Origin of the sequence: Hymenobacter psoromatis (genome assembly GCA_001596155.1) — a bacterium.
Classification (GTDB): Bacteria; Bacteroidota; Bacteroidia; order Cytophagales; family Hymenobacteraceae; genus Hymenobacter.
Genome location: CP014771.1, coordinates 1,102,936 through 1,118,922, shown reverse-complemented (window position 1 = coordinate 1,118,922; position 15,987 = coordinate 1,102,936). Strand labels below are relative to the sequence as shown.

The window sequence follows — 15,987 nt, the reverse complement described above, 5'->3', positions numbered from 1 at the left end:
GGGGCAAGCCCCGCACCCTGTTTTTTTTAATCTCCCTTTGCTATGTCGCAGCCCCGTCGTGAGTTTCTTCAACAAGTGGCCCTGGCCGGCGCGGGCGCTTTATTGCCCCGCGTGAGCTGGTCGGCCAGCAGCTACAAACGCATCATCGGGGCCAATGACCGGGTGCGGGTGGGGGTAGTGGGCTTTTCTGACCGCCACCGCAACACGCACATGCCCTGCTTTTTGCAGCATTATAAAGCGCTGAATTTCGACGTGGTAGGGGTGTCTGATATCTGGAGCAAGCGCCGCGAAGAAGGCGTGGCCCTGTGGCGGGAAAAGCTCGGCCACCCCGTGGCTGCCTACCGCAACAACGACGAGCTCTACGCCAGCAAAAGCGTGGATGCCGTGTTCGTGGGCACCGCCGATTTTCAGCACGCGCTGCACGCCATCGAGGCCGTGCAGGCCGGCTGCGACGCCTACGTGGAGAAGCCCTTTGCCGAAACGATGGCCGACAACCGGGCCGCCCTCAAGGCCATCAAGGCGTCGAAGCAGATTGTGCAAATCGGCTCGCAGCGCCGCAGCGGGGCCAATTATATGGCTGCCGAACAGTTCATCAAGTCGGGCAAATTCGGCCCCATCACGATGGTGGAGCTGACCTGGAACGTGAACCAGCCCGGCCGCTGGCGCCGCCCCGAACTGGTGGCCCAGCTCCGCGAAGCCGATGTGGACTGGAAACGCTACCTGATGAACCGCCCTGCCGAAGCCTACGACCCGCGCAAATACCTGGAATACCGCCTGTTCTGGCCCTACTCGTCGGGCCTGCCGGGTCAGTGGATGAGCCATCAGATTGACACCGTGCACTGGTTTACGGGCCTACCCCACCCGCGCAGCGTGGTGGCCAACGGCGGCATCTACATGTGGAAAGACGGCCGCCGCAACTGGGACACCATCACGGCGGTGTTCGACTACGGCCCGGCCGCCGACCCGAGCACCGGCTTCCAGGTCACGTTTGCCTCGCGCATGGACAACGGCGACGAGCATCCGGCCGAAATCTACTACTCCAACGGCGGCGAGCTGAACCTGAATACCAACCGCGTGTCGCCCACCGGCGGCCTCACCAAGCCCTTCGCCGACGCCATGCACCTGCCGCCCAACCTGCTGCCCGAATTCAGCCTGGCCAGCACCGAAACCGTAGTAGCCTCGGCCAATACCGGCGGCGACGTGCTCACCTCCAACCACATCCGCAACTGGATGGAGTGCATACGCAGCCGCCAACCGCCCCACGCGCCCGTGGAGGCCGGCTACAGCCACTCCATCGCCAACATCATGACCACGGCAGCCGCCCACACCGGCCTCAAAGCCACTTTCGATGCGCAGACGCAGGAGGTGATGGTAGGGGGTAGGGCATTCACGTATTGAAGAGGTCCAGTAAATTCCCCGCACGTTTTAAGCCCTGGCTTTGGTAGGCTATAAACTGCTGCTCGCAACGGCTTCCAATGCAGGTGTTTTCTGCGATAAAAACACGCTAACCTGCTAAAGTAGAAGTAGGTAAGTAGCCAATAGCTAGACCGTAGCAGGCTGATAATCAAGTAGAAACATCAGCCTCGCCACGCATTGCTTTTGTCTTGCTACTTGGGCTGAATTTATTATTCGCGCGGGCTACCAGCCGGTTACATCGTGTAGTTGCGCCCCTTGTTTTGCGCTTGCAGATAGGTCATCAGGGGCTGAAAATAATCCACCATCGCGCGGGCTGAGAGGTCTTCGCCGGTCTTTTCTTTCAGCACCACGCGCCAGTCGCGGCTGCTGCCGGGGCGCATGATATCCTGCAAAAACCGGCCGACTTCGCGGCTGCCGTAGTAGTTGGTGGCGTGCGGGTCCTGGTGCAGAATCTGGCGGGCAATGTGGTCGTGCAGCTGAAACAGCAGCACGTAGCTCAGGGCGTAGTCGTAGTACTGCGCGGGGTCGTCGTTGATGTGGGTTTTGGTGGCCGGGTCGAGGTATTCCTCGCCGCGGGGGGTAGGGGGCACCATGCCCTGATACTGCTTGCAGAGCGCCCACCACTTGGCGTTGAGCTGGTCGGCGGGCAGGTTTTCGGCATAAAAAGCGTTTTCCCACTCGCTCATTACGCCCGAGGCAAACGGGATAAACGGCACGTATTGCAGCGCCTCCTTCAGCAGCTGCTGGGTTTGGTCGGTCTGGGTTTTAGCATCCACCAGCCCCAGGCCCACCAAAAAGGGCTTTTGCTGGGCCGCCAGGCCCATCATGCTGCCGATGGCTTCGTGGTAGGCGCGGTTGGCGCCCTGGCGCAGCAGCGGCGGCACGTCGGGGTTAGTGTAAGTGAGGTAGTAATAGATGTGGCCCAGCTCGTGGTGGGTGGTTTCGTACCACTCGGTGTTGGGCTCCACACTCATCAGGCTGCGCACGTCCTGGTTCAGGTCCATGTGCCAGGCCGAGGCGTGGTTGTTCTTCTTGTAGGCCGCGCCGGGGGGTAGGGGGTAGAGGCTGCTCTTCTCGTAGAAGCTGGGCGGCAGCGCCGGGAAGCCCAGGCTTTCGTAAAAACGCTCGGCCTGCCGCACGGGCCACTCGGGGCCTTTTTTGGCGATGGCGGCGTTGAGGTTAATGCCTTTTACGGTCACCAGGCTGCCCCAGTCCTGGCCCCAGCGGTTGGGCAGCCAGGAGGCGGGCAGGTAGTCGGGCACCTGTTTGGCGTGGTATTTTTTGGCCAATTCGTAGCGGGCGTAGGTGTGCAGCTCGCGGTAGAGCGGGCGCAGCTCGTCGTTGAGCTTGCGCACGAGCTGCATCATTTCCTCGCGGGTGAGGCCGTAGTCACTGGCCTGGTACGAGAAAAAATCGGGGTAGCCCAGCGCCTGCACGGTCTGGTTGCGCAGGTCGCGCAGGTTCAGCAAACCCGGCTTGAGCGTGGGGCCGATTTCTTTGCTGGCCTCCCAGATTTGCTGGCGCTTGCGCGGGTTGGTTTCGGTGCGCAGCAGCGCGTCGATGTCGTTGGTAGTGACGCTCTTGCCCGCGTATTTATAGTCGAAGCCGTAGAGCTTTTCGGTCTGCGCCGCCTCGGCCTTGATGCGGCGCTTCACCAGGTCGGCCACGGTCTGGGGCGAGTTGGCGGCGTTGTAGAGCGCCGTTTCAAGCTGCTTGGTTTGCAGCGGCGTCAGCTGGTCTTTGTGGGCCAGTAATTCGCGCAGCCGGGCAATGTTTGCGGCCGAGCCGGCGAAGGCGGCCATGCGCTCGTTGGCGCGGGCGGTGCGGCCGGCGTTGGTGGTGTCGCCGGGCACGATGTGCGTGTTGCTGGTCCACTCGGCCTCGCTCGACTGCGTGTAGAGGCGCACATACTCAGCCGTATAAGTTGCCAGAAAGGCCTCGGCCTGGGCGCGGTAATCGGGAGGGGTAGGGGCGGCCGCGGCGGCCGGCGGCGCGGGGGCAGTAGCCACCGGAACCTTTGCCGTGGGGGCGCAGGCGGTGAGCAGCGCGGCCAGCACCGGCCAGGGCCGGGCAAAACGAAATTCGGAATAGCGCGTTTTCATATCCGAAAGGTAGGCGGCGCGCCGGCCGTGCGGCCGCACTCCTTGGTCGCCCTACCCCCGCACTTTTATCCACAACCTGAAATTTATGAAAAAAACCATCCTGCTGCTCGCCCTGGGGATTTTTAGCCTCGCCCTGCCCGCCCACCTGCGCGCCCAAACCACAGCCGCCGGCACGGCCGCGCCCGTGCTACCCCTCTACTCGGGCGTCATCCCCGATTCCAAGCCCAGCCAGGTGCAGGAAGCCAGCGTGACGGAGGCGGCCGGCGTGCGCATCTCCAACGTCATTCAGCCCACGCTCACGGTCTTCATCCCCGACCGCGCCAAAGCTACTGGCACGTCGGTTATCATTTGCCCCGGCGGCGGCTACGCCCGGCTGGCCATTGATAAGGAGGGCTACGACGTGGCCAAGCGCCTCAACGAAATGGGCGTGGCCGCCTTCGTGCTCAAATACCGCCTGCCCAACGACCACAGCCAGACCGACAAATCCATTGCGCCGCTGCTCGATGCCCAGCAGGCCCTGCGCCTGGTGCGCCAGCTGGCCCCCAAATACAACCTCAATCCCGAGCGCATTGGCATGATGGGCTTCTCGGCGGGCGGGCACCTGGCTTCTTCGGCGGGCACCCATTTTGCCCGGCCGGTGGGCGACAACCCCGGCCCGGCTTCGGTGCGGCCAGCGTTTCTGGTGCTGCTGTATCCGGTCATCAGCTTCGCCGACAGCATCATGCACAAGGGCTCACGCGATAATTTGCTGGGCACCAGCCCCAGCGCCGAGCAGATTCGGCAGTATTCCAACGAGCTGCAGGTGAGCGCCCAAACGCCCCCTGTCTTCCTCGTGCACGCCGAAGATGACAAGACGGTGCCCGTGCAAAATAGCCTGATTTTTTACCAGGCGCTGCACCACCACCACGTGCCCGCCGAGATGCACATCTACCCCCAGGGCGGCCACGGCTTCGGCCTGAACAACCAAACCACCAAGACCCAGTGGATGGACCTCCTCCAAAACTGGATGGATGCCAACGGCTGGCTCACGAAGTAGGGGAGGAGGTGAGATGGAGAACAAATGCAGCCTTGCCTGTTCACTTCTCACTAATTTACTAACTGTTGTTACACAACGGGGAGTAGCGCGAACTTTGTAGTTCGCGTCCCCGCGCCGTTAAAGCCAGTAGAACGGCGCGGGGAGTAGCGCGAACTACAAAGTTCGCGCTACTCCCCGTTGCCATCTCGAATAAGATAGTGCCTAACAGCAGTTACCATCTCACTAACTCACCAGTTCACCAATGCTCCAGCTCGGCGACCTTGCCCCCGATTTTACCTTGCCCACCGACAAGGGCGACACTTTTCGCCTGGCCGACCAGCACGGCAAGCCCGTGGTGCTGTACTTCTACCCCAAGGACGACACGCCGGGTTGCACCGCCGAGGCCTGCGCTTTTCGCGACCAATACGCTGATTTCCTGGACCTGGGCGCGGTGGTAGTGGGCGTCAGCTCCGACAGCGAGGCCTCGCACCAGAAGTTCAGCCAGAAGCACCGCCTACCCTTCCCGCTGCTGGCCGACACGGGTGGGCAGCTGCGCAAGCAGTACGAGGTGCCGCGCGCGTTCTTGGGCCTGCTGCCCGGCCGCGTCACGTTCGTGATTGGTAAAGATGGCAAAATCGCCTACATCTTCGATTCGATGAGCGGTGCCACCAACCACGTGAGCAAGACCAAGGAGGTGCTGCGCGGGTTGGCTAACTAAAGGGGGGTAGGGAGTGCAGAACGTCACTCCGGGCTTGCCGAGAAATCTCGCGCGCTTCGTTGGATGATACCCAAACGATGCGAGCGAGATTCCTCGGCAAGCTCGGAATGACGTTCTCTTTTGCGTTTCCTTTGTGGGCCGAATAAATGAAACCCGCCACCCCAGTTCACCCCATTTTCTTATGCGCAAACGCCTGGGCCGTCTGCTCGATAATGCCGCCGTTTCCCGCTTCCACCGGGGGCGCATCGCTGAGTATGGCGCGGGCAGCCCCGGCGCGCTGGGCTGGCACCCCGAGGGCCAGCAGGTGCGCTTCCAGATTCTGGCCCAGATTGGCGACCTCGCGCACTGCTCGGTGCTCGACGTGGGTAGTGGTTACTCCGACCTGTATCCCTTTCTCAAACAGCGCTTTGCCGGCGTGCGCTACAGCGGCATCGAGCAAATGGCCGAACTGCTCGCCGTGGCCCAGGCCCGCTACTACCACGCCCCGGACATCACCCTGAGCCAGGGCGACTTCCTGCGCGGGCCGCTGCCCCTCAGCGACTACGTGCTGGCCAGCGGCGCGCTCAGCTACCGCCACCGCGAGCCCCGCTTCGTGTACCAGGCCATCGAGCTGCTGTTTGCGGGCTGCCGCCTGGGTCTGGGCTTCAACCTGCTCGACTGGGAGCCGCCGGGCGGCGGCCCGCTGGCCGCCTACGACCCGGCCGATATCGTTGCTTTTTGCGAAACGCTGGCACCGAAAGTAGTGTTGCGCCAAGGCTATTGGCAGGGCGATTTCACGGTATTCATGTACCGCTAACGGGTAGCGTGGACGCTGCGAGTCCGCGCGTGCGGGCAACTCGCCGTTCGCACACGCGGACTCGCAACGTCCACGCTACCTATTCGCTGCTTATAAACAAGGTGGGGGGTAGGCGCTACCGCCCGCGCCGTTTCGCGTATCAGGCAGTTATGCAACTTTCCCCGAGCCTCGTCAGTGACATTGGGCTGGTAGCCGCCGCGCTATCGGCCCTCACGTTTTTTCCGCAGGTGGTGCAGACCTGGCGCACCCGCTCCTCCAACGGCCTGAGTGGGCCCATGCTGGCGGTGGGGGCCAGCGGTATGGTGCTGTGGCTGGTCTATGGCGCCTACGAACACAACCTGCCCATCCTGTTCGGCAACGGCGTCAACCTGTTTTTTACGCTGCTGCTAGTGTTTTTCAAGCACCACTTCAAGCAGCTGGGTGAACCCGAAAAACCCGTGCCCACGCCGAAGGGGTAGTGGGGAAATGGGATTATTTTGACTGAGGCGAGTTTTACGTGTTGTAAACGACCGTTTCCAGAACGTAAAATCGAGATACTATAGCCGGCACTAGCCTGCTAGTTCTCTTCTGACCATTCGTAACCAAGCTAAATTTTCCTCTTGAGTAGCAAAATAGCGGTTTGCGTCATCAGCTGCTTGCTCCCAGCACGAAGTATCGACTATCAGCTTATCTAATTCCGCTACTACTTGCTGTAAATCATCCTCTTGTATCTCCGCTTTGTATTCAGCCACAACAACCTCATCAGTTAGATTATCCAAATCAGCATCCAGGGCAAAAGCACCAAACGGTTAGTTAGCGTCTGGGGGCTGTGGAGCTAGCTGGCGGAGCAATTGTCGGAGGTAGTCATCATCGCGAGCCGCTTTCTTGCGCTTGCGTGGCAGACTCATCTTCGTTGGCTCACGTCGTAAGAGGGTGAGAGCCAGCTTGCGTAGGGTAGAGAGGTTGCGCGGGGCGTGGCCCTGGCGCACCCGGCAGGCATCCTCGGCAAAGGTGACATCCAGGTGCCAGTGCAGGTCGTTTTCGATGCCCCAGTGCCCGCGCACATAGCCCGCCAACTCGCCCGCACTCGCTTGCGCCAGCGAGCTCAGGTAGTAGCGCGTACTGTGCTGCTCCCGCCCCTGTTGCCAGCGCCGGGTCTGCACGCAGACCACCGCCGCCAGGCCCGCCCACTCGGCAGCTTCCTCCACCAGATTCAGGTTCCGGCTCACCCATACCCGGCGTTCCTCGCCGCGGCCGTGGTCTTTTTCGCGGCTCACAAAGGCCGGCTCCTGCCGCAGTAGCGGGGCAAGGTGGGCCTGCACTTGCTCGAAGAGGGTCCGCTGGTTCTGCTTGAGGGCCAGCACATAATCAGCCCGGCGCTCGACCAGCGTCGTGGCAATGGCGCGCTGACAGCCGATGGCATCGATGCTCACCACGCTGCCGGCTACCTCCACCAGGTCGAGCACTTGGGGGATGGCCACGAGTTCGTTGGCTTTGCTGGCCACTTGGGTCTGGGCCAGGCATAGGCGCTGTTCGGTCGCCCAGACGCTGACCAGCTGCACGCTGGCCTGGCGCTGGCCGGGCAGGCAGGTGCCGCGCACCTGCTTGCCATCGATGGCCAGCTGCTGCCCAGCCAGGACCCGCATAATGTCCTGCCCCCAGTGGGTGAGGCTGGCTTCAAGTTCGACGGGATTCAGGCGGCTGAACACGCGCTGCAACGTATAAGACGAGGGGATGCCGGCGGGCAAGCTCAGAAACTGAGCGAGCACGGCCTGTTTGTCGCAGGCGTAATCATAAATCTGCTCAAAATCTTCGCAATCAGCCAGTAAGCCGCATAGCACCAGCCAAATAATATCGCTTAGCTCGTGTAGACAGCGCCCCTCCACCCGATAGTCCGTTACCTGCCAAAAGAAATCCGCTACTTCTTCTTCCATCCCCAAAGGTCGCTAACTTACCTTTTGGTGCTTTTGCCCTGAATCAGCATCAGGGAAGTAAGCTGCAAAGAAATTCCACAGTCTAGGATATTTTTCTACAAAGCTCATGCTCTTGAAGAGAATAGTTAACGGCTCTTGGCACTCGTAACCCATAAAAGTACCACGCTGGCCATAGCGGCCAGCTGGCCCAAAACCCATACCGATTCCAAGACTGCGCTTGTAACTTGGATTATGTAATTCGACCTTTCCAAGAAACCAAAGGGAAAAGGATTACCGCCCTACAGCTCCAAAGTTCTATTCATCTGGTCTCATTAATTACAACGTGAGCTCGTGCCAGAAAGGGTAAGCAGCTTCTCCAAACTCCTGGCGAGCTAATTCTCTAAACCCGGGCAATTGCTTCCTTCTAAGCGCCTGATAGGCTGTGCCCAGACCTTGGATGAAGTGCGGAAAGGAACCAGCAACCGGCAATAGGGTAGCGAAAGACTGCTCAGAAGTCATCGCAGTGATAATGCCGGTTCGCACCTGCATAAAAAAGGCAAAGGGGTCACCATTAGCTATGAGGACCAAGCCTAGCTGGTGTGCTTCAGCTAAAAAGGACTCAAAGCCAAACTGTGTTAAGTCATTATGAGCAAGCAGCCAGTCTAGCGAACCCGTACAGCCAACGCCAAATTCCGCATTGAACAGGGAGAAATTCCCAAAATCATAGGTCTGAATCAGGTCGGTGAAACTGGCCGGTAATTCCCCCATGTCTAGCAAGTGCTCAACGCGCTGAATTTCGAAGGTGCTAAGGCAAAAGGAATTAAGAAGCAACCCGTCCACGAACTCCGGCTCAACGCCAACAAATTCTTCCTCTAGAAAGCGTCTAATATCTTCGAGCAATAGTAGCTGCATAGGATTGAAGATAGGGCTGCGCCGTGATGCTAACTAGTGAGTCAGTTGTTAAAAGAGCGACTAAGAAATGTCTCTTTTATCCTTGTCACGTTTTCTAAACGAACGTTCAAGTAATGACTCGGGCCAGCTCTTACTTCCGCGGTAACTTAGCCGTGGCTGGGCGAGGCGGAGCTTTGCGGCGGAGTTGATGCTGAGCCAAGGCCCGCCGCACGGCGCTGACGGTAGAGAGCTCATCGAGGTAGTCATGAGGAGCCGTGTCTTCGCAGTATTGGGGCCGACCCGTACTAGTGAACCCCAGATACTGAAAAACCTGCGTTTGGTAATGGGTTGTCCAGCCTTCTGGCTCGACCTGGCTACCCTTGCTCAAGATTAGTAGCTCTTTTTGACCATCCTGATTGACGTCGGCAAAGAAAATAGCTAGTAGGCTGGTCGCCTCGCCCTGCGAGGCAATAATAAAGTGAGACAGCGCGGGGATAGTGAAGGTGTGTACTGCGTAGTGGTCTGGAACAAACGGGTCCAGCAGCACTAAATCGAGCGATTGCTCATCCTCTCCCGTGCTGGGCCTGGCGAAAAACAGTTGCTTGCCATAGGCGCTCGGCCGCCACATAGCGGCTAGCAAGTCCTTGGATTCAATAAAAGCGAGCGGGAGCACCCGCTGCACAAACGTAATGTCGGCCTCCCCAGGTTGGCGGTTAGCCTCGCCCAGCAGCAACGTGCGGGTTTCGACGAGTTCGTCCGTGGTCTGGGGCGGTGGTGGGGGCGCATCTAGCGTGCGATTCGGCGGGGTAATACTCAGCGTACACAACACCCGCACGGGCTGCCCATGCTGCCGACCCGGTACGAAGGCCGGCAGTCGCCGTACGGCCGCCAGCACGGCCGCATCAACGATAGGGTTGGTACCTGATACCACCTCGACATCTTCAATTTGGCCAGCTGTACCCACTACAAACTGCGTGGATACGGAGCGGTCAGCTAGCGGGGCATTGGCGGGCAGTACGATGCGCTGTTGTACGGCATCTACCATCGCGGTCAGGCCGCCGCCACCGGGTAGTTGGGGCCGCTGCTCGACGGAGGTATAGGGCAGGGCGGTAGTCGGCGGGGTGATGGGTTGGCCGACGGCCGGCAGAAAACCGGCCACTCCTAGTGCGCCAAGTAAGAGCCCCGCTAACCACCTGCCAAGCATGAGGGAGGCCACACGACTAGTGCGTAATCGGGAGGATGGCATAAGGCTAGCTGACCTTGGAATGAGGGAAAGTCAAAACTACAACTAGCACGGTGGAGATGGGTGGGAGAGAATAGACAGTTTAAGGTCTTAGCTGCGCCAAAAAGGCGCACCTGGCTGAGCCACTGCTGTAAGCGCCTATTCCTAGCTGCTAACATGGCTCAAAAAGTAGGCTCGTAAAGCTGGCTTTGTGAGCCATGCATCTTGAGCCATGCAACACACAGTTGGCCTTAGCCGCATTTTAACCGCCACTCAGAATGTTTGGTTAGTCAAGATAGAGATTTCGAAGTGATTTTTTGCATGGGGTTACTGAAAACTCCGACCCATAAAAAAGCCGCAAAATAGTCACGGCCTGCAATCAGTCAGTTGGCGCTTACTTTAGGTCTATGGAAACCCTCTCTGCTTACCCCTCGCTTGCCCAGGGCGATTCCCGCGCCCAGCTGCACCAGGTTATCGACCAGATTCAGGATGAGGCCGTGCTACGGGCGGCCCTGTTGCTGCTGCTCCCCCAAACGGCCCTCGAAGCGCCGGAGCCGGAGCTTAGCCCGGCCTGGCTCAGGCGGTTAGACCAGAGTATGCAGCAGTTGGATGCTGGGCAGGGCATTCCGGCCGCAGAGGTATTCGCCCGGTTACAACAAGAAGACAAGGTATGAGCTTACCTATCTTTTTCTCACCGAGTGCGATTGAAAATGTGGAGGCGCTGGCCGCCCAGGCCGGTCAGTACTCGCCAGCGGCGCGCACGAATTTGTTGGTAGCCATTGCCGACAAAGTCCGGTTGATTGAGCAGATGCCGGAAATGTATCCGGTGGCCCCGTTGCGCCCGCTGCTGCGGCGCTGCGTGGTGTCGGCCACGGTCAGCCTCTACTACCGCGTGCAGCCTGTGGCTATTGAAATAGTGGGCGTAGTTGATGCGCGCCGCGACCCCGATGCGCTGGCACTGCCCGGCTAAGCTGCCTAGCGCCAGCCGCCGCCCAGCGCGTGGTAGAGGTCCGTCACGGCCTGGCGCTGCTGAAGCTCGTCGTTCACGCTGTTGAGCTGGGCTTGCAGCAGGCTTTGCTGGGCTGTGAGCACAGCGGTGTAGTTGGTGAAGCCGGCGCGCAGCAGCTCGTGGGTATAATCTACGGCCCTCTCCAGCGCTTCGAGCTGCTGCGCGCGAATCCGAATTTTATCGGCGGCGCTCTGGTAAGAGAATAGGGCATTCGACACCTCCTGCCCGGCCGTAAACATCGTTTGCTGGTAGGTAGCGAGGTATTCCTGCTGCAAGGCCAGCGAGCGGTTCAGCCGCAGGCGGTTGAGGCCCTGGTTGAAAATGGGTTGGGCGAGGCCCCCCACCACGCTGGCAAAAATGGCGGTGGGCGAAAACAGGTTCTGAATCGTGGTGCTGGTCAGCCCGCCGTTGGCCGTGACCGTGAAGCTGGGGTAGAAATAGGTGCGGGCCGCGTTGCTCTGCTCAAACGTCGTGGCAAACACGTACTCGGCCTGCACCACGTCGGGGCGGTTGCGCAGCAGCTGGCTGGGCACGCCCGTGAGCAGGGCCGGCGCCGGGGCCTGGGCGGCCAGCGTGCTCCGCTCAATGGGGCCGGGCGAGCGGCCAAGCAGCGTTGCCAGCAGATTTTCGGCCTGCCGGATGTTGCGCTGCAAGTCCGGAACCGTGACTTCGACGGCGTAGCGCTGGGCCTCGCTCTGGGCCACGTCGGCGCCGTTCACCACGTCGCCTTCCAGCAGCAGCTTCAGCACCTCCACGTCCTTAATGCGGTTCTGCACCGTTTGGCTGGTTATTTCGAGCTGTTTATCGAGGGCCAGCAGTGAGTAGTAATTGTCGGCAATGTCGGCGATGAGCTGGGTTTGCACCACGCGCCGGTAGGCTTCGCTTTGCAGCACGTTGGCGGCGTAGGAGCGCTTGGTGCTGCGCAGCTTGCCCCACACGTCGGCCTCCCAGCTGCTGCTCAGGCCCAGCAAGTACTGGTGGGCCGCGCCGCCCGTCACGATACTCGATTGGTCGGTGGTCGTCGTGCCGGGCGTGGTGGGCGTGCCCGGTGTGCCGGGCGTGGTGGGCGTGCCAGGGGTAGTGGGCGTGCCAGGGGTGCCCGTGCCCCCGGTGCCGCCCGTGGTGGTGGTGCTGCCGCCCGTGCCGGTGCTCACCAGGGTACCGCCCACCCGCGAGAGGGTCGTAGTGGCGCGCCCGTTGAGGCTGGGCAGGAAGGCGGCCCGGCTCTGGGCCAGCAGGGCCTGGGCCTGGGCAATGCGGGCGTCGGCCACTTGCAGGTTGCGGTTGTTGGTCAGGCCTTCGGCGATGAGCTTTTGCAGAAAGGGGTCGGTAAAGAGCTGTTGCCAGGGGCGCGTGGCCAGGGTCGTGGTGTCGGTGGTGGCCACGTCGCGGTAGAGGCCGGTGGTGGCGGTGTTGGGTCGGCCGTAGGGATGCAGCACGCCGCAGCCGCTGCCGGCCGCGAGCAGGAGCAGGGGTAGTAAAAACCGGGATAAATTACTGGCGGTCATCTCACTAAATTTAAGGCTTGTACGCGGCAGCGGGGGGTAGGGCCACCCTCAGACCTTCTCATTCAGCAATTCTTCAATCGGCTCGGGGCGCGATTGCGGCCCTTCCTTCGGCTGCGGCTCGCCGGGCTTGGGTGGGGCCTGGGGGCCGCCGTCGGCTTCCTCTTTCTCAATCTGCGCCTGCGTTTTGGGCGGGCCGCTGATGCGCTCCTGCAAGCCTTCAAAAATGACGAACAGCGCCGGCACGAAAAACACCCCCAGCAGCGTGCCAAACAGCATTCCGCCGATGGCCCCGGCCCCGATGCTCCGGTTGCCGTGCGCGCCCGCGCCGCTGGCAAACAGCAGGGGTAGGAGTCCGAATATGAAGGCAAACGAGGTCATCAGAATCGGGCGCAGGCGGGCTTTGGCTCCTTCCAAGGCCGCCTCCGCGATGCTCATGCCGCCGTCGCGCCGTCGCTCCAGCGCGAATTCGATAATCAGAATCGCGTTCTTGGCCAGCAGCCCGATGAGCATAATCACCGAAATCTGGAGGTAAATATTATTGTCAATGCCAAAAATCTTGGCGAATAAGTACGTGCCGCTCAGGCCGATGGGTAGGGACAGCAGTACCGCGAAGGGCAACAGGTAGCTCTCGTACTGCGCGCTCAGCAGCAAATACACGAATACTAAGGACAACGCAAAAATGTAGAGCGACTGCCGGCCGCTACCCTGCTCCTCGCGGCTGATGCCCGAAAACTCGAACCCGTAGCCGGCCGGCAGCTGCTTGGCCACTTCCTCGATGGCCACCAGCGCCTGCCCCGAGCTGGTGCCCTCCTGGGGCGAGCCGTTCACGGCGATGGCCGTAAACAGGTTGAAGCGCGACAGGCTTTCGGGGCCGAAAACCCGCGTCATGGTGATGAATTCGGTAATCGGGGCCATCGCGCCGCTGGCGTTGCGCACGAATATCTGGCTCAGACCGGCCGGGCTGGCGCGGTAGGACGTGTCGGCCTGCACCATCACCCGGTATTGCTTGCCAAACTGGTTGAAATTAGACGCATACGAGCCGCCGTAATACACCTGCATGGCGTTCAGGATGTTGGCCTCCGTCAGGCCGGCCTGCTTCACCTTGGCCACGTTCACGGCCATCTGGTACTGCGGAAAGCCGGGGTTGAAGGCCGTGCTGGCGTACTGAATCTCGGGCCGCTTGTTGAGCGCCGCCAGGAAGTTCTGGGCCACTTTGTAAAACTCGGCCGTGGTGTGCCCGCCCCGGTCCTGAAGCTGAAACGTGAAGCCGCCCGTGGCCCCAAAACCCGTGATGGTAGGCTGCGAAATGCTACGAATGTCGCCGGCCCGGATGTGGGAAGTGAGCTGGGTTATTTTCTTGATAACCTGCTCGTTGTTCATGTCCGGGCGGTCGCTCCAGGGCTTGAGGCGCACCACCACCAGGCCGTAGGCGCTGCCCTGCCCGGCCAGAAAATTCTGGCCCGAGATGCGCAGCGTGCCCTGCACCGCCGGAATGGTCCGAATTAGGCTATCGACCTCCGTGTTCACGGCCGTGGTGCGCTCCAGGGTGGAGGCGGGGGGTAGGGACACGTTCACGAAAATGGTGCCCATGTCCTCGTTGGGCACGAAGCTGCTCGGCGTGCTGCTCATCAGCCAGTAGAGCCCGCCCGCGAAGCCCGCCACGCCCAGCAGCGCCACCCACTGCCGACTCATCAGAAACTCCACCACGCGGGTATATTTGGCCACCAGCGCGTCGTAGGCGGCATTAAAACTCACGCTGAAACGCTGCATGAGGGTTTTTTTCTCTGCCTGCTTGTCTTCCTCGTGGTGCGGCGGCTTCAGGAAAAGGGCGGCCAGCGCCGGGCACAGCGTGAGGGCATTGACGGCCGAAATCAGGATGGCCACCGCCAGCGTGATGCCGAACTGCTTATAGAACACGCCCACCGAGCCCGTGATAAACGTGACGGGTAGGAACACGGCCGCCATCACCAGCGTGATGCTCACGATGGCCCCGGTTATCTCACTCATGGCATCGATGGCGGCGCGGCGCGGCGAGGTGTAGCCGTGTTCCAGCTTGGCATGAACGGCCTCCACCACCACAATGGCATCGTCCACGACGATGCCAATGGCCAGCACCAACGCAAAGAGCGTCAATAAGTTAATGCTATAGCCGAAAACTTTCAGGAAGAAAAACGTGCCGATAATCGACACCGGCACCGACACGCCGTGGATAATCGTGGACCGAAAATCCTGCAAAAAGATAAAAATAACCAGGAACACCAGCGCGAAGCATTCCAGCAGCGTGTGCAGCACTTTATCAATCGAAGCATCCAGGAAGTCGTTGATGTTCACCAGGTTGGTGTAGTGAATGCCGTCCGGAAAGTCGGCCTTGGCCGTTTCCAGCACCGCGATAGACTTCTGGATAACCTCGCGGGCGTTGGAGCCGGGCGTTTGGTTCACCGAAATACCCACCGAAGCCTTGCCAAACGTGGCGCTGTTGCTGCTGTACGACTGCGCGCCCAGCTCCAGGCGGGCCACGTCGCGCAGGTGCAGCAGCTGGCCCTGGGCCGTGCTCCGCAGCACGATATTGCCAAACTGCTCGGCCGAAATTAGCTTGCCGGTATACTTGATGACGTATTGAAAGCTCTGGTCCGAGTTTTCGCCGAACGAGCCGGGCGCGGCCTCCACGTTCTGGTCGGCCAGCGCGGCCGTGACATCGGCCGGCGTGAGGCCGTAAATGGCCATCACGTCGGGTTTGAGCCAGATGCGCATGGCGTAGTTGCGCGAGCCAAAGGCATTGGCCGCGCCCACGCCGTTCACCCGTTGCAGCTGCGGCACGATGTTGATGAGGGCGTAGTTCTGCAAAAACGTCTGGTCGTAGGCCGAGTTGTCGCTGTAGAGCGCGAAAATTAACAGGTTGCTACTCTGTTGCTTGCGCACCGTCACGCCGGCCAGCGTCACCTCCTGCGGCAAAAGGCTGGTAGCGCTGGCCACCCGGTTTTGCACGTCCACGGCCGCCTGGTCGGGGTCGGTGCCCACGTTAAAATACACCTGAATGCTACCCGAGCCAGTGTTCGTGGCCGAGGAGGTCATGTAGGTCATGCCCTCCACGCCGTTTATCTGCTCTTCCAGCGGCACAATCACGCTCTTGAGCACCACATCGGCGTTGGCCCCCGCATAGCTGGTCGAAACCTGCACGGTAGGCGGCGAAATATCCGGGTATTGCGCGATGGGCAGCGACAGCAGCCCCAGCACGCCCAGCAGCACCAAAATAACCGAGATAACGGTGGAGAGCACGGGCCGCTCAATGAATATTTTCAGCATGAGGTTTTTTCAGATAACATACTAATTAAAAGGCATTTGTCATTGCGAGCTCAACGAAGTGAAGCGCGGCAATCTTTCCTTGTAGTTCGCTTAATTTAGATTAGTAATCCTATCG

General features: G+C 60.6%; 12 protein-coding genes and 1 pseudogene. 7 read left to right on the top strand and 6 right to left on the bottom strand.

What is annotated here, in order from left to right:
- Window positions 1-42: 42 nt before the first annotated feature.
- The gene (locus tag A0257_04745) at window positions 43-1,398 is read left to right on the top strand and encodes an oxidoreductase (protein ID AMR26480.1); all 1,356 of its coding nucleotides are present in this window, start codon (window positions 43-45) and stop codon (window positions 1,396-1,398) included.
- 251 nt (window positions 1,399-1,649) lie between these two features.
- Here A0257_04745 and A0257_04740 read toward each other — a convergent pair whose 3' ends face one another.
- Complete coding sequence (locus tag A0257_04740) at window positions 1,650-3,518, bottom strand: peptidase (GenBank protein ID AMR26479.1); 1,869 nt, start codon at window positions 3,516-3,518, stop codon at window positions 1,650-1,652.
- 85 nt (window positions 3,519-3,603) lie between these two features.
- Here A0257_04740 and A0257_04735 point away from each other — a divergent pair, with 85 nt between their 5' ends.
- The 4 genes from A0257_04735 (at window position 3,604) to A0257_04720 (ending at window position 6,505) form a co-directional block, all read left to right on the top strand.
- Window positions 3,604-4,554 (top strand): 1,4-beta-xylanase, encoded by a 951-nt coding sequence (locus tag A0257_04735; GenBank protein ID AMR26478.1) that lies wholly within the window; start codon window positions 3,604-3,606, stop codon window positions 4,552-4,554.
- Between the two features lie 241 nt (window positions 4,555-4,795).
- Complete coding sequence (locus A0257_04730; protein ID AMR26477.1) at window positions 4,796-5,251, top strand: peroxiredoxin; 456 nt, start codon at window positions 4,796-4,798, stop codon at window positions 5,249-5,251.
- A 181-nt stretch (window positions 5,252-5,432) separates the two neighbouring features.
- Complete coding sequence (locus tag A0257_04725) at window positions 5,433-6,047, top strand: hypothetical protein (GenBank protein AMR26476.1); 615 nt, start codon at window positions 5,433-5,435, stop codon at window positions 6,045-6,047.
- Between the two features lie 149 nt (window positions 6,048-6,196).
- Window positions 6,197-6,505, top strand: coding sequence for a hypothetical protein (locus A0257_04720; protein AMR26475.1), 309 nt, complete (start codon window positions 6,197-6,199; stop codon window positions 6,503-6,505).
- Between the two features lie 330 nt (window positions 6,506-6,835).
- Here the strand turns inward: A0257_04720 and A0257_04715 are convergent, their stop codons facing one another.
- The 3 genes from A0257_04715 to A0257_04705 all read right to left on the bottom strand — a co-directional run bounded on the left by A0257_04715 (window position 6,836) and on the right by A0257_04705 (window position 9,989).
- On the bottom strand, window positions 6,836-7,960 hold the full coding sequence (locus A0257_04715) for a hypothetical protein (protein AMR26474.1): 1,125 nt from the start codon (window positions 7,958-7,960) through the stop codon (window positions 6,836-6,838).
- 315 nt (window positions 7,961-8,275) lie between these two features.
- On the bottom strand, window positions 8,276-8,851 hold the full coding sequence (locus A0257_04710) for a hypothetical protein (protein ID AMR26473.1): 576 nt from the start codon (window positions 8,849-8,851) through the stop codon (window positions 8,276-8,278).
- Window positions 8,852-8,981: 130 nt separating this feature from the next.
- Window positions 8,982-9,989 carry a hypothetical protein gene (locus A0257_04705; GenBank protein AMR26472.1) on the bottom strand — a complete coding sequence of 336 codons (1,008 nt, stop codon included), beginning with the start codon at window positions 9,987-9,989 and terminating at the stop codon, window positions 8,982-8,984.
- A gap of 470 nt (window positions 9,990-10,459) precedes the next feature.
- Here A0257_04705 and A0257_04700 point away from each other — a divergent pair, with 470 nt between their 5' ends.
- Window positions 10,460-10,726: a hypothetical protein gene (locus A0257_04700; GenBank protein ID AMR26471.1), complete on the top strand. Its 267-nt coding sequence runs from the start codon at window positions 10,460-10,462 to the stop codon at window positions 10,724-10,726.
- Window positions 10,727-10,764: 38 nt separating this feature from the next.
- On the top strand, window positions 10,765-11,022 hold the full coding sequence (locus tag A0257_04695; GenBank protein AMR26470.1) for a hypothetical protein: 258 nt from the start codon (window positions 10,765-10,767) through the stop codon (window positions 11,020-11,022).
- Window positions 11,023-11,027: 5 nt separating this feature from the next.
- Here A0257_04695 and A0257_04690 read toward each other — a convergent pair whose 3' ends face one another.
- Together A0257_04690 and A0257_04685 are read right to left on the bottom strand one after the other, a co-directional pair.
- Window positions 11,028-12,569, bottom strand: a complete 1,542-nt coding sequence (locus tag A0257_04690) for a hypothetical protein (GenBank protein ID AMR26469.1) — start codon at window positions 12,567-12,569, stop codon at window positions 11,028-11,030.
- Window positions 12,570-12,728: 159 nt separating this feature from the next.
- Window positions 12,729-15,872, bottom strand: a pseudogene (locus tag A0257_04685) (multidrug transporter AcrB).
- Between the last annotated feature and the right edge of the window lie 115 nt (window positions 15,873-15,987).